Source organism: Acinetobacter celticus, assembly GCF_001707755.1.
Lineage (GTDB): Bacteria > Pseudomonadota > Gammaproteobacteria > Pseudomonadales > Moraxellaceae > Acinetobacter > Acinetobacter celticus.
In genome coordinates, this window is the sequence record NZ_MBDL01000011.1 from 1 (window position 1) to 20,487 (window position 20,487).

The window sequence follows — 20,487 nt, forward strand, 5'->3', positions numbered from 1 at the left end:
CTGTGCCACCAGTTTCGCCTGTGCCACCCGTACCGCCAGTTTCGCCAGTTTCGCCTGTGCCACCAGTTTCGCCTGTACCACCCGTACCGCCAGTTTCACCAGTACCGCCAGTTTCGCCTGTACCACCCGTACCGCCAGTTTCGCCTGTCCCGCCAGTTTCGCCTGTGCCACCAGTGCCGCCAGTTTCGCCTGTGCCACCAGTTTCACCAGTACCGCCAGTGCCGCCAGTGCCGCCAGTGCCGCCAGTGCCGCCAGTATTATCATTATTGTTAGAGGATGAATCATCGGCTATCGCAATAGCAGCCGCACCAGCAGCAAGCCCTGCGGCAATTGCCCATGGTGAAATTGACGATGCTGTTTCGCTATAAAGCAAAGGGCCAATATCTTGTAACGGATTATAAGTAATTGTAGATGTTAAATTACCCGTCGCATCTGTAAATTGCACCCAGTAAAGACCATCACTTCCTTCAAATACCAAATCATTAGAACCGGCTGAGTTATTAAAATAACCTTCTATGACAATAGTCTCGCCATTTTTTAATTTAACGACAGCAGAATTACCATCACGGGTGATGCTTTCTACCATTTCTTTGCTGACTTCAATTTTTACAACTGAATTTTCAGTTAAGAGAATTTTATTCCCTAATGTCTGCTCCAAAACCTTATGGCTTTGCTTAGAAACTACCTGAATGTTAGTCATATAAAGATTCCCTCTGAATGTTATTTAACCGCTATGTGTTGTTCGTTATAAGTTTCGTGAGACGTATGTTTATTAATTTTCTATCATCATCTATTTATAGATGTACTTTGAATTGCAAAAAAAGTACAAGTGTTACTTAATTATCAAAAGTAATATTTAAAATACAAAAAAAATTACAACATATTGTTATTAAACAATTTTATTTTAATAATATATTAATTTTAAAATGTAATATTATGTATTTATGAATATATAGGCGTAAGGTTATTCATTAGATTGTATCTTTTTATAAACACCCGACATTTGAATGAGAAAATACAGTATAATTCAATATTAATGCGACCCAAGTCTCACTATTATAAAAATATAATAATTAATTCACACTCAATCCCGACAAAATTACTATTGTTAATAAAACCTTCATAACACAAAAATTAATCTTAATAATGGAGAATCCTTATTATTTTTATGGTTTTATTTTATATGATACTTTTTGCCAATCACTTATAATTTAAAACATAACATATTAAAATATAACATTTTTTATTATTAACAAAAATTATAACTATTTTAAACCACCCAAAATTAAGATATTCGAGTACATCCGAATTTCTATATTTAAAGACTATGTCCAAAATATAAACAAAGTATTAAACTGTGCCTACAACTAAATTGTATGACTATTTTTTTGCATGACTCAACTGACACTAGATTTAACCCATCTCAGAACAACCATACGTAAGCAACGTCGTGTAATCGGCTCATTTCAGCAAAAAAAAGCTGAACAAACAGTTTTAAATCGTTTAATTCGCCTATCTAAATTTCAGCAAGCTCAAAAAATTGGTCTTTACTTACATGCCTTTGGTGAAATTCATACCCATAAAATTTTAGAATATTGTTTCACTCATCAAAAAAGTGTTTATTTACCCATGATTTGCAATATGAATCAGCGCTTGGTCTGGGTACATATTTCACAGCATCAATATCGTAATCAACGCTTTTCACACCATCCATTAGGTATGAAAGAACCCATGCAGACGCGGGGCTTACATGTTTCAAAATTAGATCTATTAATTATGCCTTTAGTCGCCTGTGATATTTTTGGTACACGTATTGGCATGGGAGGCGGTTTTTACGATAAAACCTTAGCCACTGCCCCACAAAAACCTTATCGTCTTGGTTTTGCTCATGATTTCCAATTGGTACAACAACGCTTACCTCGTGCAAGTTGGGATCAACCCTTAGATGCTCTATTAACCCCGCATTCTTTTTTAAGGTTCCAACGTTAAACTAATCATTTTGACAATCGGGACTGCTTTAAAATCACATATTTACTTATTTAGTATGTAATTTGTTTTGCCCCACCCTTGTATTTTTCAAAATACCCATCACTATAAAAATATGGCAACACCGTTGTCACTCATTAGGAGTGCTCATGTCTGAAATTATTATGAATCAAGAAACCTTAGAGCCTCAGGTTCCAAGTGTATTACCCCTTTTAGCGTTACGTGATGTCGTGGTCTATCCACACATGCAAATTGCGTTATTTGTCGGTCGTGAAAAATCGATCAATGCTGTGGACGTGGCTCGTAACAGTGATAATCTCGTATTTGTCGTGGCACAAAAAGATTCGCTTACAGAAGAAATTGATCACGACAACTTATATCAATACGGTACTGTCGCGAAAATTGTTCAAGTTGTGAATCATGAAAATGATGAAAACTGTATAAAAGTATTAATTGAAGGCTTGCATCGTTCTAAGCTGGTTAAAATCATCGAAAATGATGAATACCTCTCTGCTGAACATGACTTAAGTCCAATGACTGTTGTTGTCGAAACTGAGGCACAAGATGCGCGTCTTGAAGAATTGCGCACAATGTTTGCCCAGTATGCCGAAGCAAAGTTACGTAATGCCCGTGAATTAATTGTAGCTGCCAATAAAATAGATGATTTGCTTCAACTCTTGTTCTTTGTTGCTACACGCGTGCCTTTGAATATTGATGTGAAACAAAAATTCTTAGAGCACGATGAATTCGAAGTGCATCTACAAGAATTAATGACCTATTTATTGCAACAATCTGAAGAACAGCAAATTGAACAAACTTTGCATGATTCAGTAAAACGCCAAATGGAAAAAAATCAACGCGAATACTTCCTGAATGAAAAAATGAAGGTGATTCAGCGTGAACTTTCCGACATGAATGGTGGTGCTGAAGATGATGTTGCAGAAATTGAAAAACGTCTAGCTGAAGCAGACTTGCCAGAACATGTGCGTAAAAAAGCCGAAGCGGAATTCCGTAAGCTAAAAGCCATGCAACCTGCGTCAAGTGAAGCGGCTGTCGTTCGTAATTATTTAGAGGTGATTTTAGATACACCTTGGAATAAAGCCAGCAAAGTTAGTATTAACTTAGGCAAAGCGCAAGAAATTTTAGATGCCGATCATTATGGCTTAGATGACGTCAAAGATCGCATTGTGGAATATTTAGCTGTTCAGTCTCGCGTGAAAAAACTCAAAGGCCCAATTCTTTGTTTGGTTGGCCCTCCGGGTGTAGGTAAAACTTCACTGGGTGAGTCTGTTGCAAAAGCCACAGGTCGTGAGTTTGTACGTATGGCACTTGGTGGCGTACGTGATGAAGCAGAAATTCGCGGTCACCGTCGTACCTATATTGGTGCGATGCCGGGTAAAATTGTACAGTCTTTGACAAAAGTTGGTGTAAAGAACCCACTGTTCTTGCTTGACGAAATTGACAAGATGGCACAAGACTACCGTGGTGATCCAGCTTCTGCATTATTGGAAGTTCTTGACCCATCACAAAACAGTAAGTTCAATGATCACTACTTAGATCTTGATCTTGATCTATCTGAAGTGATGTTTATTTGTACTGCCAACAGTATGAATATTCCTGAAGCATTGCTTGACCGTATGGAAGTGATTCGCCTGCCGGGTTATACCGAAGACGAAAAAATTAATATTGCTGAACGTTACTTGGTTCCAAAAGCCATTAAGAACAATGGTCTTCGAGGCAAGGAATTAACCGTACACGAAGAAGCTATTCGCGATATCGTACAACGTTATACTCGTGAAGCAGGTGTTCGTAGCTTAGAGCGTGAAGTTTCAAAAATTGCACGTAAAGTGGTGAAAGAAGCCGTTAGCAAAAAAGCCAAGAGCCTTCAAGTTGAAGTGAACTCTGCCAATCTTCCAGATTACTTAGGTCCACATAAGTTTGACTTTGGTATGGCGGAAGAAGAAGCTCAAATTGGTCGTGTAAATGGCCTAGCATGGACTTCTGTTGGTGGCGAATTGCTCACGATTGAAGTTGCAGCGGTAAAAGGTAAAGGAAAATTCATTACCACAGGTTCGCTTGGCGACGTAATGAAAGAATCCATTACCGCAGCCATGACTGTCGTTCGTACCCGTGCAGATGAATTGGGCATTGAATCTTCACGTTTTGAAGAAACAGATGTTCACGTTCATTTACCTGAAGGTGCAACACCGAAAGATGGCCCATCTGCTGGTTTGGCATTAACCACTGCCCTTGTGTCAGCCTTCACAGGCATCGCTATTCGACCAGATATTGCCATGACAGGTGAAACCAGTCTTGGTGGTCGTGCTATGCGTATTGGTGGCTTGAAAGAGAAACTATTGGCCGCACACCGTGGTGGCATTAAATTAGTATTCATTCCACAAGAAAATGTCCGTGATTTGGCTGAGATTCCTGACAATGTGAAAGAAGGTTTGGAAATTAAAGCCGTGAAAAGTATCGATGAGATTCTGCCACTGGCTTTAGTTGAACAACCAACGCCATTGGTCAAAGCGCCAATTGTGAAAGCAACAGGTGAAGCAAAAGCGGCTCGTCATTAATTTCTAAACAGTAAAAAAGAGTGCTTCGGCGCTCTTTTTTTATTCCAGAAAATTTTATTCACACCTCATTTTAAGAACAATAACAACACAATACATTAACCTGATGGGTCGTTGTGCCGACTCAAGATCACTTTGAGTACGAAAAGGAATTTATAATAAAACGCCAATAAACTTCCCAAAATACCAATTTAAGCGTACAGTTTTATTCGAGAGCTTATAATTTAACCTACCCAGATCAACAAGTGTCAGTTTATGTTTTAAATGCGTCACTGGTTTTGTCGTACCTAAACAATGTGAAAACCACCTCAATTGTCTAATATATCGTTCAAATATTTTATAAATGAATAGGCTTGAAAAATTCACCATTTGTCGCCATTTTATAAATAGATACATATGTGCTGTATGTTTCTTTTTCCTTCAGTACTGAGCTAGGTACTAAATAGTCATCTACATCTCCAGGTAGATGGCTTTTTATCGCAGTCCAAAGGCTTTCAGGGCTGCGTTTTTTATGTATCCCTTTTTATTCTTTTAAAATCGTATTGACCAAACCATTCACCACTTGCGCCATTTTCCCTACATCCAGTGTTTCTATGCGGTCCTGATCTGTATGATAATTTTTATTTCGATACGAACCTGTATCGGTAATCAGCATTGCTGGATAACCCAAACTCCAATAATTAAGATGGTCTGAAAAATCCATAGACTGAACAAATGATGGCGCAATAATACGCTCACATTGTAACTGGTTTAAATTTTTCATCACATTACAATAATCGGCAGTCATTTCACGTGATTGTAAATTTCCCACTGTGGCAATGAAATTACCATGACTTGGATACAACCATTTCAGCCCCATTGGATACTCTTGCACTAAATTCGAATCGAAATAGCCAATCATTTCTAAAATATAAATACCTTGAATATTCTCTTTTTGTTTTTCAAGCGATTTGGCATGAATAAAACTGCCCATTTGTTCTGTACCTGCATACGGTGGCTCTTCCAACGTATAAAAGACAAAATCTACACTGGCTTTTAAGCGTTTTCTTTCAGATGCTAAAATTCTCGCTGTTTCAATCACTCCCGCCACACCAGAAGCATTATCGTCAGCACCCGACTTATCTTCAAAGACATCATAATGTGCGCCAATAATGACTTTATCGGTATTTATATTTTTTAAAGAACACACCACGTTACGGTAAGGTTCATCATTGACCTTATAGTTTTGATATTGACACGGAATACCAAACAAGCGCATTTGCTCACGAATCCATGCCGAAACCCGATTCAGTTCCTGCACATCTTTAAAATTTCTGTTATCTCCTCCACCCAAAACTTGTTGCATATAGACTGTTAAATTCTGTGGTTCAGCGAGTTTTATGGCATTCGCCTGTACAGCAGACAGACCACTAAAAGTAATAAAAACGATGCTACATAGTTGCAAATATTTATTCATCTTCTGTTTCATTGTTATTATTCCGTTGGTTTTGCAAACATGAACTGTCTAGCAGAATATTAAAGCAACAATAGCGAGGCGAATTCAATTGCAAATTGTGTCGGCTGTTAGCAAAGTCGCCATTCACCGCTATAATAGCGCTTTCACTTTGTTGTTCGTTGCTATGAAGATCCGCATTATCACTATCGGTCAAAAAATGCCTGCTTGGGTGCTTACAGGTTTTGAAGATTACTTCAAACGTATTCAGCCTTTTGTTCAAACGCAAATTATTGAATTGCCGATGGCGAAGCGCGGAAAAAATGACTCAGAGGCTGATATTTTGAAATACCGTCAAATTGAAGGCGACAGTATTTTAAATGCGTTAAAGCAAAATGAAGTGCTCATTGCTTTAGAAGTAGGTGGTCGTGAATTCAGTACAGAAAAACTGGCTGAAACCATGCAAAGTTGGATGCAAGAAGGTCAAGATGTGGTCTTGGCCATTGGTGGCCCAGATGGCCATTCCGAAGCTGTACGTAAGGCTGCCGCTTGGCACTGGTCATTATCCAAACTCACCTTGCCCCATCCTATGGTTCGTGTCATGCTGATTGAACAGCTATATCGCGCCATGACCATCAACCATAATCACCCTTATCATCGCGCGGGTTAATCCACCAGTTCTGACGTTCCAATTTTGAAACGATCTGTTGGTAATTCGCGGTTTAAATCAACCCGTATTTTTGTCAAACTGGCTTCAGAACACTTAATTAGGCATATGGCCATGAATCTGCAAACCTTACCCGGCTTATTTATATCGCATGGCTCTCCAATGCTTGCTATTAATCCGGAGCAAGTTGGGCCAGCGCTGGAACGCCTCGGTTTAAATTTACCCCAACCTAAAGCCATTATTGTGATGTCTGCGCATTGGGAAAGTCGCGATTTAGAAGTCAATACAGGCGTGCGTCCAGAGACTTGGCATGACTTTCGAGGTTTTCCAAAAGAACTCTACGACATACGTTATCCCGCGCCCGGCAACCCTGAATTAGCAGAAGATATACTGCACTTATTGGCTGAAGCTGGTTTTTCAGCCCATGCCAATAGCACCCGCCCGCGTGATCATGGCGTGTGGATGCCTTTGTTGCATATGTACCCTCAAGCAGACATTCCTGTGGTAGAAATTTCATTACCAACTCAGATGTCGGCTCAAGATATTTATAAAATAGGTCAAACCCTTGCATCACTTCGTGAAAAGCAAATTTTAATTATTGGCTCTGGCAGTATTACGCATAATTTACGTGAATTGGCTTGGAATGGACAATCGTCTGCTGTCCCAACGTGGGCATCTGAATTCCGTAACTATGTGGTCAGTCAACTCCATCACAATAATTACGATGCGGTACTAGACTGGCAAAGTCTTCCACATGTACAGCAAAACCACCCGTCCCTTGAACACTTAGTACCACTATTCTTTGCGATGGGCACAGGGGCTCGCTTTAATATTGTACATAGTAGCTTTAGTATGGGTTCCTTAGGAATGGACATATATCGCTTTGATTAATATATAAAAACTACTTATAAAATAACAAATAAATATGAATAGATACATTTTGATACGTAAAAGGTCTGAATGTATCCATTTTTTTACTAAATGAATCAGTTATTATAAATCATGTTATTTAAATCAGTTACTTATTGAGCAGACATGAAATTAAAATATCTAGCAATCGCACTTTTTCCTCTTGCCTTAGCTGCTTGTCAGTCAGGTGACATTCAAAAAGCTGGAGATGTGGCAATGTCCGTTCTACAACAGCAAAATGCATCAAAGACCTTAAGCTCTTATCAATGGAGTTACTTACCTGCAGGTTCATCTGCACCAATCGTATTAAACTTTGATGAACAACGCTTAAGTATCGCAACGGGTTGTAATACACAAAGTGGTAGCTGGAAAGCTGAAAATAATATCTTGGTGACAGGCAACATGATGTCAACCAACATGATGTGTTCACCTGCACTAATGAAACAAGAAGCGTTCAGTGCATCATTATTCCAAGTAGGTAAAACACCTTTTGTTTTAAATACAACAGATGTCGAAAACCCAACATTGACATTGGTGAGCCCAACAGGTGAAAAAGTTACCTTCTTAGGAAAAATGACACCTGAAACGAAATATAACACTCAAGCTGAAACGATTTTTCTTGAAATTTCACCTGAAACTAAAAAGTGTGTAGGTGTAGCACCACAAACTTGTTTGCAAGTTCGTGAAATTAAATATGCAGACAACGGTGTAAAAACACAAGTTGATAAAGACTGGACTTTATTCTATAGCGGTATTGAAGGTTACACTCACAGCCCGACAGAACGTCAAGTTGTCCGTATTAAGCGTTATGAAATTAAAAACCCAGCAGCAGACCAATCTAAATATGCTTATGTTCAAGACATGATTATTGAACGCGAAGCCGTAAAAGGTTCTCTTTAAGTCTAAATTTCAAATGATAATCTAAGTATAAAAAAACCGATGCCATAGCATCGGTTTTTTTATTGGTCAAAGTAAATAACTTAGTAAACGCCTTGAGCAAGCATAGCATCTGCCACTTTTACGAAGCCTGCAATGTTTGCACCATTGACATAGTTTACTGTGCCGTCTTCTTCAGTACCAAACTTCACACAGTTACGATGAATCTCTTTCATAATTGCATGTAAGCGCTCATCGACTTCTTCAAAAGTCCATCCCAAACGAATCGAATTTTGAGACATTTCAAGACCAGAAGTGGCAACACCACCCGCATTTGATGCTTTACCTGGTGCATAAAGAATTTTCGCTTCAACAAATTTCTCTACGGCAGCCAATGTGGAAGGCATGTTTGCACCCTCAGCCACGCAAATTACACCATTTGCAAGTAATGCAGCCGCATCATCAGCATCTAATTCATTTTGAGTGGCGCATGGTAGTGCGATATCGCATTTGATTGACCAAGGGCGTTTACCCTCAAGGTACTCAAAACCATGCTTTGACGCGAACTCAGAAATACGGCCACGTTTCACGTTTTTCAGTTCCATGACTTCAGCAAGTAATGCATCAGTAAAGCCATTTTTCACGAATACCGTACCAGCAGAGTCAGAAAGTGAAACCACTTTCGCACCCAAATACATCGCTTTTTCAGCCGCATATTGCGCAACGTTACCAGAACCTGAAATCGTCACAATTTTATCTTTGAAGCTATCACCGCGAGTTTTGAGCATTTCCTCAGCGAAATACACAGTACCAAAACCAGTTGCTTCAGGACGAGCCAATGAACCACCAAAAGTTAAACCTTTGCCAGTAAATACACAAGAAGTGTCATTGCTGAGCTTCTTCATCATGCCCGCCATATAGCCGACTTCACGGCCACCTACACCAATATCACCAGCAGGAATATCAGTATTTGAACCAAGATAACGATAAAGTTCAATCATCAAGGCTTGGCAAAAACGCATAATTTCGCCTTCAGACTTTCCTTTCGGATCAAAGTCTGAACCGCCTTTACCACCACCCATAGGCAATGTGGTTAATGCATTTTTAAAGGTTTGTTCAAAACCTAAAAATTTAAGAATCGAAAGATTTACCGACGGATGGAAACGCATCCCGCCCTTAAATGGTCCAATTGCAGAATTATACTGTACACGGAATGCGCGATTGACTTGAGCTTGGCCTTTGTCATCGACCCAAGAAACACGAAATTGAATCGCACGTTCAGGTTCAACCAAACGTTCAAGTAGCGCATAGTCAGCATATTCAGGGTTTTTTTGAATGAATGGCCATAAGCTAGTCATAACTTCTTCAACAGCTTGAAGAAACTCTGGTTGATGTGAATCACGTGATTTAACGTAATCTAGGAACTCGTTAAGGCTGTTATATTTCAACGCTTAATCCTCAGCAGAAAAATGAATCAAAATTGGTCAAATTTTAAATCAATGATAAATTTTGGCGCAAAACATTAAATATCTTTTGCCTCTAATCTACAATACTTTTTTCCAAAAAGTTTAATTTTATTTTAATAACAAATATTTAAATAAAATTTATATAATTATATTTTATAAATTGATAAACTTTTAAGCATGATTGAACTGACATTTGTGTTCAAATATAATGCACGAATAGCGCTATATTTGCACACAGCGTTACTTAGAAAAACATGGTAAAATTTGTATTCCTTGCAATTGTTCTTTTTGCTTGCTCTGTATTTTCGGTTGTTCATGAATTCTCAAATTATCCTAATCCAAAAAATTGACGCTTTGCTTCCTCAAACCCAATGCGGACTCTGCGGGCACCGCGATGGCTGTTTACCCTATGCCAAATCAATTGCCGAAGGTGAAGAGGCCAATAAATGCGTGCCGGGTGGACAACCTGTTGCAGATGCTTTAGCAAACTTACTACAACGCACACAATTGCCCGCTGTAGAGAGTGTTTGGCCCGTTCAGCAAGATGGACGACCACAACGTATGAAAGCTGTTATACGTGAAGATGAATGCATTGGTTGCACTAAATGCATTAGTGCCTGCCCTGTCGATGCCATTATTGGTTCCGGCAAATTAATGCACAGTATTTTGACCGATCTATGTACAGGTTGTGAATTGTGTATTCCACCCTGCCCCGTAGACTGCATTGACTTAATTGAAGACACCCAAAACTTACTAACAGATGCCGATCATGTCATTGAACAAAATGATTTACGCACACGTTACTATGCACATATTCAGCGCGAAGAAAAACAAAGAATCAACCGCAAAGGCCCCGTGGTTCGTGCGGAAATTGACACCACTTTATTTGCTCAGTTTGCCAATCAAACCAATAACACATCAAAAATAGAAGTTATTGAAAATACACAGCAAAAAAACTTAGTTTATGATGCTCAAACCACCATTGAACTGGCTAAAATCCGCACCCAAATTAAAAAATTGGAAAAGCAATTAAGCGTACGTGAGGATGCCAAAAAACAGGCTTTGTTGGCCACATTAAACCAACAGCTAAATACACTACAAGGGGGATAAACATGACTGTGAAGAATATGACAAAAAAGCAGATTCAAATCTTTTTTGAACGGCTTCGTGAGCAACGCCCTCATCCCAAAACTGAACTCAACTATTCAAATCCCTTTGAATTATTGGTAGCGGTCACACTCTCTGCACAAGCGACCGATGTTAGCGTCAATAAAGCCACTGATAAATTATTTCCTGTTGCAAACACACCCGAAGCAATTTATGCCTTAGGCGTCGATGGTTTAAAAAACTATATTAAAACCATTGGCCTATATAACGCTAAAGCAGAAAATGTGATTAAAACCTGTAAAATTTTAATCGAAAAACACCACAGTATTGTTCCCAATAACCGTACAGATTTAGAAGCCTTGCCTGGTGTTGGGCGTAAAACCGCCAATGTCGTGCTCAATACTGCATTTGGTCAGCCGACCATGGCCGTTGATACTCATATTTTTCGTTTAGGGAATCGGACAGGCTTAGCTGTAGGGAAAAACGTGCTTGAAGTTGAGCATCGGCTCGTTAAAGTCATCCCCAAGGAGTTTATCATTGACTCTCATCACTGGTTGATTTTACACGGCCGTTACTGCTGTATTGCCCGTAAGCCTAAATGTGGGGAGTGCATTGTGTCGGATGTGTGTAACTGGCCAGATCGCTTTGAATTTGGCGCCCCACGTACAATTGCAGTCAAAAATATTGCAACTTAAATATCGACAGAACCATAAAAGATTAATGCTGAATCTCTAACAGTTATTTATTGGATGCGTCTTTGTTTGAATCTACTTTTGCCTCATTTTCACGCGGTTTAAGCTCTTTTTGCAATTGAGGATGTAAACGATATTCCGCTTTTGGCTGACGTTCACTTTTTTCTTGTTGCTGGGTTTGACGCAAAAGTTTAAAACTAAAGTACAGCATTGCAATAATAACAACCACAGCGACCAATAAAACCAGAATAATTGCAAGATGTGACACAGAGACTCCCTCAAGAATAAGCAATAAAAAAGAGCCCTAATATGACTTAGGACTCTTTCAAAGTCAAAAACTCAAAATTTGAATTATTTAGACTGATCTAAAATGCTAAAAAGATCGATTTGAACTTGTTCTATTGGACGTAAGCCATTTAACTTATCATAAGTTGGTGCATTTTCACCTGATGCTGCACGCGATTGGTAGAAACCAACAAGCTGTTCAGTTTCAGTGTGGTATGAACCTAAACGTTTACGAATCGTCGCTTCAAGGTCATCTGGACGCTGAACAAGGTCTTCCCCGGTTTCATCATCTTTACCTTCCACTTTTGGTGGATTATAAACGATATGATAAACACGACCCGACGCTGGATGTTGACGGCGGCCAGAAAGGCGTTGAACGATCTCTTCATCTGGCACATCAATTTCAATCACATGATCGATATTAATCCCTTCATTCTCAAGCGCTTCTGCTTGAGGAATGGTACGCGGGAAACCATCAAAAATGCAGCCGTTTACACAATCTGGCTGTGCAATGCGTTCTTTCACTAAACCAATGATTAGCTCATCAGAGACTAGGCCACCATTGTCCATCACACTTTTAGCTTGTAGACCTAGTTCAGTTCCTTCACGAATTGCAGCACGGAGCATATCACCGGTTGAAATTTGTGGGACATTGTAGCGCTTACAGATCAACTGAGCTTGTGTACCTTTACCTGCTCCAGGTGGTCCGAGTAATATAATGCGCATAAAAAAACATCCTCATTTTAAACAATGTATTTGACGCCTTGTTCATGTCAAAAAATTCAACATATATTCAGCATCTAATTATAAGAAAGCCACAAACAAATGTATTGTACCCGCAATAAAGCCTGTTACCCCACCCAGTAAAATCAAGATCCATTCGTCTTCCTGAAATGCAGGACGTAATAGATTTTGAAACTCTTTCGGTGTCAGCTCGCGAATACGGTCCCTAAACATTTGATAGATTTTCTGTGCACGGCTCGCATTGAACGCTGGGTCGCATACAGGCACCATCGTAATTTCAATTGAACGATCAATCAAGTCTGTCTTTAATTTTGCATACTCTCTTGGACCTAAAGAAAGCTGTAAAGACGTTCTGACCAATGGTGTTTCCATAATTTCATTAATATGGCGTTTGACAATACGGCGAGTCTTGTCTTTCTTACTGCCGTACATCATTTCTGTCATGATCGATTTTAACGTAATCAGGTCTTCTGTGACTACACTTGCAAAGACATCCGACACTTCTTCTTGGCGTTTCATAAATGCGCCTTGCACATTATATGTACCAATACGCGGAATCACTGGTTTAACCCATGGAAATTTACGATCTTTTGTTAATTCAAAGAATTGCGGATATTTTACATAGTGTGGCTCAAGGGGGTTGAAGACCATCCAAATGGCAATCCAGTTGGTTAAAAAGCCCCATACAGCAGCCCAAAAAGGCACCGTCCAATGCCAAGGAACCACGAACCAAACAATCATTTGGAACATACCAAAAAACATTCCAATTAATGCGCTGATATGCCAAATAAAGTTAATTTCTTTTTGTCCCACCTTCAAAAACATTCGCACCATCAGACGGCGGTCACCTTCCATTTGGCTCACAACCATCTCACGCATATCTACAAGTGACTCGACGTTCATGGTCAGTTCGGTCACAAGTTCTCTTAAGACACCCGGCAATTGTTTATTGGCTTGTGCATAAATACGGCGTTTTATTGAATAAGGTAAGTTTTCCCAAAGTACCGCACTACGGTCAAGCATCACCTCATCAATAAGATGTTCCAGCTCAAAACCGATCTGTTCGCCAATGATACGTGCCATATCTTCAGGGTCCATTGCATTCAAAAATTCACGCAAAGAACCGAGTTTAGATAAAGTATTATCAGTAATAATACCCGAAATACGTCCCGCTTTACGCGGTACGATGCCCTGCCAGCCCACGGGTAGCGGGCCAATATGAAAACCCCAAAAATTAATCGGATAGAACACCATCTTAAGCGCCATCCATACGTGCGCCCATGTTACAAATGCCGTCACAGGAATAATGCTGAGCACTGCCCAAAAATCTGGGCGGTTCAAAAAGGTTTGCCACAACTCATTGACGTACTCAAGCATGCATAACTTCCATATTTAATTTTAATCTGAGGAAATGTTAAATTCGATAAAGTCGAATATTTTCACTATAAACCAATACTTAGAGTATAGGAAAATTGTAGTGTCGGTTCTGTTTCTGCAACAGTATTTCCGTTTTTGTCAGTCATTTTTTCACCTGCACCAATACCAACACTCAAAGTACTGATACGTTCAGAGCTCAGCATGACATAAGATAGATCAACACCACCACCTAAACGACTCTCAAACTCATTGCCAATATCTTTACTTTCAATATGGCCCGCGTAAGCGCCAAGATAGTAACCATTTTTTTCTTTGCCCGTAAAATGTACGGGATAACGGAAACCTACCTGCCCACCAAAGGTTTTATCTCCATTGAGAAAAACACCCGCTTTGGCATAAGCAATACCGTAAGGATTTACCCATTCAGTATTTAAATGAATCAATTTTTGTGTAAAACCTGCCCCGACGTTCCAACCTTTGACCGTACTTTCTGCTAATTTTGCTTCTGGCAAAAAAGTACTGTCTTGTGCATATGCTACGTTTGCTATGAAAACAAGCGCTAACAAAGAATAAAATTTACTCACTATTTTCACCATTATCCTTAATTTTTGGTTTTTTTAATTGTAATACGACCCTATTTTTATTCGTTTTTGACTTTATCAGAATTATGTGAACACTTATATACAGCTCTTGGCTTTTTTAATGTCTACAAAGTCAAAGTTTAAGTAAATCTTACACAGCAAACTCTTTTTCACTTATCAAATTTTTTGAACTTGCGGTAGAATAGTCAGCTCAATTTCCCCTTCGTTTCTCTTAAGTCAATCGCGTATGAAGCAGCACTTTCCTTTAAAAAATGCACAGCAAGAAAAACGTATTTTCCGCAATCGAATTTATTTTTCGTTGGGGATTGTGGTGTTCTTTTTATTGTTGCTTGTTTCACGTTATTCTTACTTACAAATTAGCAATTACGATAAATTCGCGACTGACTCAGAGAAAAACCGTGTTCGCTTGCAACCGCTTCCTCCCGCGCGTGGTTATATTTACGACCGTAACGGTGTCTTATTAGCAGATAATTATCCGGTTTTTTCTGCCACCATGAGCCGTGCCGATATTGATGACATTGATGATACCGTTCAACGTCTAATTCCAATTCTGCATTTAACTGAGGAAGATATCGTTCAGTTTAAGAATCGAATTAAAACCTCTAAAAAAACTGAACGAGTGGCGCTGAAGTTAAATCTCAATGAAACCGAAATTGCACGTTTCAGTGAAGTAAAGTTTCAATTTCCGGGCGTGAATATTGAAACCCAAATGACCCGCTATTATCCACATGGGGAATTATTTGCCCACGTCATTGGCTATGTCGGGCGTATTAATGACAAAGAATTAAAAAGTATTGATAAAGACTTATATGCGGGCACCAACCTGATTGGGAAAATTGGGGTCGAAAAACATTACGAAAATTTACTGCATGGCTTACCGGGAAATGAGTCTGTAGAAGCCGATGCGCATGGTAATGTACTGCGTCATTTGGGACGTAAAGACCCTGTTCGTGGCAATGATTTATATTTATCTTTAGATTATGGGTTACAAGCAGTCGCTTCAGAGCAACTGGCTGGCCGTCGTGGGGCAATTGTTGCCATGGATCCACGTACAGGGGAAATTTTAGCCTTAGTTTCTAGCCCAAGTTTCAATCCCAACTTATTTGTCACAGGCATTAGTAGCAAAGACTATTCAGCACTGCGTGATGACCTTGATCAGCCCTTATATAACCGTGCCGTGCAAGGGTCTTATCCACCCGGCTCAACCATCAAACCTATGTTTGGCTTAGGTGGCTTACACTATGGTTTGGTCGATTGGGGGACTGCTATTTCAGACCCAGGTTACTTTACCTTACCTGGTGACAGTCACCGCTTCCGTGACCACAAGAAAACGGGGCATGGTGCCGTCAACATGCATAAAGCGCAAGTTGTTTCATGTGATACTTATTTTTATATCCTTTCATTTCGTATGGGTATTGAAAAAATGAACACATGGATGCGCCAGTTTGGCTTTGGTGAAAAAACTGGGGTAGATTTACCTAGTGAAAGTACAGGCCTTTACCCAAGTCAAGAATGGAAATTACGAACACGCAAGTCAAAATGGCTAAAAGGTGAAACCATTTCGGTCAGTATTGGACAAGGCGCATTTACAGCCACACCATTGCAATTGGCTATGGCAACGGCCATTACCTCTAATGAAGGTCTGCATGTAACTCCTCATGTTTTACGCGAAAGTAAAGGTACCAAGCCTCATACGGTAAATAATGCCCCAGATGGAAAAATTGAGTTTAATGGCCAACCAGAAGACTGGGTAAAAATGCGCGATGCCATGGTAGATGTCGTCGAAACTGGTACTGGTCGTAGAATACGTACCCCTATGTATAAAATTGCAGGAAAAACAGGTACGGCGCAAGTTAAAAGTATTGCTCAGGGTAAACGCTACAATGAATCAATCTTGACTGAACGCCAACTTGACCATGGTTTATTTGTCGGTTTTGCCCCTGCTGATAAGCCTGAAATTGCCATTGCCATCGTTTGGGAGAATGGACGTCACGGTGGTTCGGCAGCCCAGTTGGCTCGTCCAATTTTTGACTATTGGTTACTGCAACGCAATAAATCGCCAATTCGTCCTTCAGTAGCAGTGAGTGGTGGATTAATGACTGCGGGAATTAAACCTAGCGAATTGCCAAGTGGTGAAACTCCAATTCAAAGTACCACGACGGCAACACCTCAAGCTCCGGCATCGCATACGACAACAGCACCTGCAATGCCCCAACATACAGATGCAGATGAGTAAAATAAACGCATGAAAAATCAACTTAGAATTATTGGTGGCAACTGGAAACGTCGCCAATTGCCCTTTGCCAGTATTGAAGGATTACGCCCAACACCAGACCGTGTGCGCGAAACACTCTTTAACTGGTTAATGTGGGACATTCAAAATGCACAGGTTCTTGATCTTTGTGCAGGCTCTGGTGCATTAAGTTTTGAAGCTTTATCTCGTGGGGCATCTCAAGTGGTTATGATTGAACCCGACCGTACACAAGCGAAGTTTTTAACAGATAATTTGCAATTGCTTCGGGTCAGCTCTCAGCACGCTAAACTAAAAATTGCGACCGCTCAGCAAGTATTACCCACCTTAAAAGAACAATTTGATTTGGTCTTTTTAGACCCTCCCTATAGTTTAAATCTTTGGGAGCAATTGGCTGATTTAGCAGATTCATCGATTAAAACCAAGGCCTTCATTTATGTTGAAGCTGATCGAGATTTAGCACAACTAACCCTACCTGCGACATGGAAGCTCATCAAAGAAACCAAAGCAGGAACTGTTCGTGCAGGCTTATTTCAGAAAATACCTGAAGCTTAAAACTAAATATGAGCAAAAAAAAGGATGCGAAAATCGCGTCCTTTTTTTATCTAATGTACATGTTTTTAAATATTTTATTACCTAAATACAACCGTAGCCAAGACCATTTTCATAGAAATCTATTTTAGAACCAAGATAATATTCGATTGCTCATCTCTAAGGTCTTAATCATTTCTGCGTTCGCCTCTGTGTCCATCATAATGACCATCCTGCCGATTCTGATTGCGCCAATCTGGGCGACCATCTCGGTCATGATTCCAACGATGATCACGGTCATACTGTCCCGAATGATATTGACCATCACGTGGGTAATGCTCATCATACGGTGCGACCACACAGCCTGTTAACATTAAAGCGAATACAGAAAGTACAATTATTTTTTTCATCATCTGAATCCTCTTGCCCTTGAAGTATAAGTTTCAATTTTGCTCCACTTAGTATCCTCCTGAGCAATGTAGATCTAGCGAATATAATGTCAGTTTCTTGTATCTTTACATTCAAAATTTGTTTTGGCAAAGTTGTTTTAATTGAAAAACATCAACTTTCTTCGAGATATCATTCAGCAAGACTCATCATTCTGATGGCTGTAATTTATTGCAGGAACTGAGCTACTCTACTTCTCACAAATTTAATCTTGTCACCACCATTACAGTGGTTTCGCCAACTTTAACGGTCTTGCCTCTCGAATAGCCGGTTCTTCTTCTCTTATTTCTTTAATATCTGAATCATCTTGTTGAGTAGCATTCGTCACTCTATTCATTTTATAAATATTTGTTGTAGATACTTCAACATGTGCATTTGATGCGATCACCACCTCAATATCTGTCGGTAAAGTCGCTGCATAGCTGCTACTGGCCAACAAAATACACAGCACTGCAAAAGGTTTTTTCAACTGATTTAAAAACATAAGCAAACAACTCAAAAAGTTTACTGTATTGTTGTCTTAAATTTTGAAGATATTCTGAAGCCTAGGTAATTTTCGGTATCATTCCAACAACCCGAAGCTATACATAATTTATGCGACAATATTAAAAATCTCTTTTAAAAAAGATAATTCCAAAAAATACGGATCATTTGCCCACGGTCATAAGGAAAATTGGATAGATATTCATAACCAATACTGTGGCGATCTTGCACACGAAATGCGATACCATAGCCAAAGGAGAGACCAAAATCTTGCACACCAATTTGGTCAGATTGTCCCAGTAGAAACTTACTTTGTGCTGAATCTACTTCATAAGCAGTGTAATTATAAATCTTGATATGCTCATTTTCATAAAATAAATTTTCGATGATTCCGTAATCCTGCGCATCATTCATTGTTTTTAAAGCTAATGCACGTTGTTCATTTTCATACATATTTTCTAAGTCTGGATCCATCACAATCACGCCATCTTGCTCATGTGCCATAGTACCACTGGCAAATAAACTTAACATGATATACATCACCAATGCTCTCATCGCATCCTCTCTGTGTGACATCATCATAGTCAGTATCTCATTGACCGATGTAAGCACTTATATAATTCAAGCAAGGTGGTTTAATTCTTCTGGATACCTTGAATAAATATACATAATTTCTCTAACGAATCATCCCATAAAAAGAAATTATCGATTTAAAATCAACTTTATTTAATGCAGAGCACCCTCAATATTTATTGATCCATCATCACTTTAAGCTTAAAAAGCTACTTTTTAATCATCTGGTAGAAATAAATTACATCGAACATTATAAAAATTTATACAATCGCGTACCTCGACCAGCCCCCCATCTTTAATTTATGAAATCTCTCGCTCTATGGGCAGGCGCTCTCCTTTTTACAGGATGCTCATTTGGTATGTCACATGACATAAAAAAAGCAGAAAAATTATTGGCCAATTTCCAATGTAATAAAATTGAAAATTCGCAAATGGCACATAGCCCCATTACCAACTACCATGAACAAGTGTTATACAGTAGCAAACAAAAGGCGAAAAATTATATTGAAAGCTATAAAAATGGTGAAAAGCTGTTTGAAATTCCACTCAGCACGGTCATTGAGCAACAATATAGTATTTATAAAGAAGCTTGCCAAAACTTAGGTGGTATTCACGACAATCCACCTTTGTAAAATCAATATTGATGAAAAATTCTTTTCGATGTAAATTTAAATACTACTTTATTGATTTATCAGCATAAAAAAACCATATTTTGAATCAGACATTTATTACAGTGTCCAAATTTATGATGAATTTTAAAAATAAAATGCCAGTCAATCTCTCAACTGACTGGCATTTTTAAATCATTATTTTTGGTCTTGAGTTACAGATTCTTTCACGTAATAACGCTGATCCACACTGAAATCTTTCGGAAATTTAGGGCTGATTTGTGCATAAAACTGCATAATTTCAGCCATATCTTTTTCATAGTCTCCAGTCGGATAAACAATTTTACCGACACCTGTTTTTTTCTTCTCATAATCCATATAAGCCAATGCAATGGGTACACCCGCATTTACTGCAACATGATAAAAACCCGTTTTCCATTTTTCTTGCTTAGCACGTGTGCCTTCGGGAGTAACCAACATCACCAATTCGGCATGCTCTTTAAATAAGTTGGTCATTAGTTCAACCATACTTAAACGTTGCTCGCCTTCAATTTTTGGGCGACGGTTAATTCCAATCCCGCCCATGGCACGAACAAAGGGGCCAAATGGCAATTTCATGTAGCTGTCTTTAATGGTAATACGGACATTTACGCCCAATGCTTTTAACGCCAAACGTGCATACAAGGCATCCCAATTACTCGTATGCGGTGCAGCAATCATCACACACTGAGCTAAATCTAGAGGCCAATGGTTATCAATTTCCCATCCCATCATCGTCAAACTATGTTCAGCAAATTTTTCTAACACAAAAGCACCATATATATGCACGTTAATTTGGCGGTGATTCTAACTGCACTAGAGAAATTAGATAGAGCAAA

21 protein-coding genes are annotated in these 20,487 nt (G+C 39.2%); 10 read left to right on the plus strand and 11 right to left on the minus strand.

The genetic code is table 11. From position 1 onward, the window contains the following. The coding region (locus tag BBP83_RS15360) for a BapA/Bap/LapF family prefix-like domain-containing protein (RefSeq protein ID WP_141689980.1) at positions 1-700 on the minus strand (700 nt) is incomplete at its 3' end. A gap of 701 nt (positions 701-1,401) precedes the next feature. On the opposite strand from BBP83_RS15360, the gene BBP83_RS11320 reads away from it, so the two are divergent. Together BBP83_RS11320 and lon are read left to right on the plus strand one after the other, a co-directional pair. Continuing rightward, on the plus strand, positions 1,402-1,989 hold the full coding sequence (locus BBP83_RS11320) for a 5-formyltetrahydrofolate cyclo-ligase (RefSeq protein ID WP_068889014.1): 588 nt from the start codon (positions 1,402-1,404) through the stop codon (positions 1,987-1,989). Positions 1,990-2,135: 146 nt separating this feature from the next. Continuing rightward, positions 2,136-4,562: an endopeptidase La gene (lon, locus tag BBP83_RS11325; protein WP_068888623.1), complete on the plus strand. Its 2,427-nt coding sequence runs from the start codon at positions 2,136-2,138 to the stop codon at positions 4,560-4,562. A gap of 520 nt (positions 4,563-5,082) precedes the next feature. On the opposite strand, the gene BBP83_RS11330 is transcribed toward lon, so the two are convergent. Then, positions 5,083-6,027, minus strand: coding sequence for a M28 family peptidase (locus BBP83_RS11330; protein ID WP_068888625.1), 945 nt, complete (start codon positions 6,025-6,027; stop codon positions 5,083-5,085). A gap of 151 nt (positions 6,028-6,178) precedes the next feature. Between BBP83_RS11330 and rlmH the strand changes: the two genes are divergently transcribed. The 3 genes from rlmH (at position 6,179) to BBP83_RS11345 (ending at position 8,467) form a co-directional block, all read left to right on the plus strand. Further along, positions 6,179-6,661 (plus strand): 23S rRNA (pseudouridine(1915)-N(3))-methyltransferase RlmH, encoded by a 483-nt coding sequence (rlmH, locus tag BBP83_RS11335; protein WP_068889015.1) that lies wholly within the window; start codon positions 6,179-6,181, stop codon positions 6,659-6,661. A gap of 111 nt (positions 6,662-6,772) precedes the next feature. Beyond that, positions 6,773-7,549, plus strand: a complete 777-nt coding sequence (locus BBP83_RS11340) for a DODA-type extradiol aromatic ring-opening family dioxygenase (protein ID WP_068888627.1) — start codon at positions 6,773-6,775, stop codon at positions 7,547-7,549. A 144-nt stretch (positions 7,550-7,693) separates the two neighbouring features. Continuing rightward, a complete protein-coding gene (locus BBP83_RS11345) occupies positions 7,694-8,467 on the plus strand; it encodes a DUF4377 domain-containing protein (protein WP_068888629.1) in 774 nt (257 codons plus the stop codon). Positions 8,468-8,547: 80 nt separating this feature from the next. On the opposite strand, the gene gdhA is transcribed toward BBP83_RS11345, so the two are convergent. Next, positions 8,548-9,891, minus strand: a complete 1,344-nt coding sequence (gene gdhA, locus BBP83_RS11350) for an NADP-specific glutamate dehydrogenase (protein ID WP_068888632.1) — start codon at positions 9,889-9,891, stop codon at positions 8,548-8,550. Between the two features lie 333 nt (positions 9,892-10,224). Here gdhA and BBP83_RS11355 point away from each other — a divergent pair, with 333 nt between their 5' ends. Beyond that, the gene (locus BBP83_RS11355) at positions 10,225-11,019 is read left to right on the plus strand and encodes an RnfABCDGE type electron transport complex subunit B (protein WP_068888634.1); all 795 of its coding nucleotides are present in this window, start codon (positions 10,225-10,227) and stop codon (positions 11,017-11,019) included. Positions 11,020-11,021: 2 nt separating this feature from the next. Next, positions 11,022-11,711, plus strand: coding sequence for an endonuclease III (gene nth, locus BBP83_RS11360; protein WP_068888636.1), 690 nt, complete (start codon positions 11,022-11,024; stop codon positions 11,709-11,711). Positions 11,712-11,754: 43 nt separating this feature from the next. On the opposite strand, the gene BBP83_RS11365 is transcribed toward nth, so the two are convergent. The 4 genes from BBP83_RS11365 to BBP83_RS11380 form a co-directional block, all read right to left on the minus strand. Then, positions 11,755-11,976 carry a hypothetical protein gene (locus tag BBP83_RS11365; protein WP_068888638.1) on the minus strand — a complete coding sequence of 74 codons (222 nt, stop codon included), beginning with the start codon at positions 11,974-11,976 and terminating at the stop codon, positions 11,755-11,757. An 83-nt stretch (positions 11,977-12,059) separates the two neighbouring features. After that, positions 12,060-12,719, minus strand: coding sequence for an adenylate kinase (gene adk / locus BBP83_RS11370; RefSeq protein WP_068888640.1), 660 nt, complete (start codon positions 12,717-12,719; stop codon positions 12,060-12,062). A gap of 78 nt (positions 12,720-12,797) precedes the next feature. Continuing rightward, positions 12,798-14,114, minus strand: coding sequence for a DUF445 domain-containing protein (locus BBP83_RS11375; protein ID WP_068888642.1), 1,317 nt, complete (start codon positions 14,112-14,114; stop codon positions 12,798-12,800). Between the two features lie 65 nt (positions 14,115-14,179). Next, positions 14,180-14,698: a hypothetical protein gene (locus BBP83_RS11380; protein WP_068889017.1), complete on the minus strand. Its 519-nt coding sequence runs from the start codon at positions 14,696-14,698 to the stop codon at positions 14,180-14,182. Positions 14,699-14,942: 244 nt separating this feature from the next. On the opposite strand from BBP83_RS11380, the gene mrdA reads away from it, so the two are divergent. Both mrdA and rsmD read left to right on the plus strand, forming a co-directional pair. After that, positions 14,943-16,952 carry a penicillin-binding protein 2 gene (gene mrdA, locus BBP83_RS11385; RefSeq protein ID WP_068888644.1) on the plus strand — a complete coding sequence of 670 codons (2,010 nt, stop codon included), beginning with the start codon at positions 14,943-14,945 and terminating at the stop codon, positions 16,950-16,952. Between the two features lie 9 nt (positions 16,953-16,961). After that, positions 16,962-17,522, plus strand: a complete 561-nt coding sequence (rsmD, locus tag BBP83_RS11390) for a 16S rRNA (guanine(966)-N(2))-methyltransferase RsmD (RefSeq protein ID WP_068888646.1) — start codon at positions 16,962-16,964, stop codon at positions 17,520-17,522. 164 nt (positions 17,523-17,686) lie between these two features. Here the strand turns inward: rsmD and BBP83_RS11395 are convergent, their stop codons facing one another. The 3 genes from BBP83_RS11395 to BBP83_RS11405 all read right to left on the minus strand — a co-directional run bounded on the left by BBP83_RS11395 (position 17,687) and on the right by BBP83_RS11405 (position 18,959). Continuing rightward, complete coding sequence (locus tag BBP83_RS11395; RefSeq protein WP_141689981.1) at positions 17,687-17,908, minus strand: membrane lipoprotein lipid attachment site-containing protein; 222 nt, start codon at positions 17,906-17,908, stop codon at positions 17,687-17,689. Positions 17,909-18,168: 260 nt separating this feature from the next. Further along, entirely contained in the window at positions 18,169-18,429 is a 261-nt protein-coding gene (locus BBP83_RS11400; protein ID WP_068888649.1) for a hypothetical protein, read from the minus strand. A 134-nt stretch (positions 18,430-18,563) separates the two neighbouring features. Next, entirely contained in the window at positions 18,564-18,959 is a 396-nt protein-coding gene (locus BBP83_RS11405) for a hypothetical protein (RefSeq protein ID WP_245669747.1), read from the minus strand. A 344-nt stretch (positions 18,960-19,303) separates the two neighbouring features. On the opposite strand from BBP83_RS11405, the gene BBP83_RS11410 reads away from it, so the two are divergent. Beyond that, positions 19,304-19,633: a hypothetical protein gene (locus BBP83_RS11410; protein ID WP_068888651.1), complete on the plus strand. Its 330-nt coding sequence runs from the start codon at positions 19,304-19,306 to the stop codon at positions 19,631-19,633. A gap of 174 nt (positions 19,634-19,807) precedes the next feature. Here BBP83_RS11410 and BBP83_RS11415 read toward each other — a convergent pair whose 3' ends face one another. Further along, positions 19,808-20,380 (minus strand): 1-acyl-sn-glycerol-3-phosphate acyltransferase, encoded by a 573-nt coding sequence (locus tag BBP83_RS11415; RefSeq protein WP_068889020.1) that lies wholly within the window; start codon positions 20,378-20,380, stop codon positions 19,808-19,810. Positions 20,381-20,487: the final 107 nt, after the last annotated feature.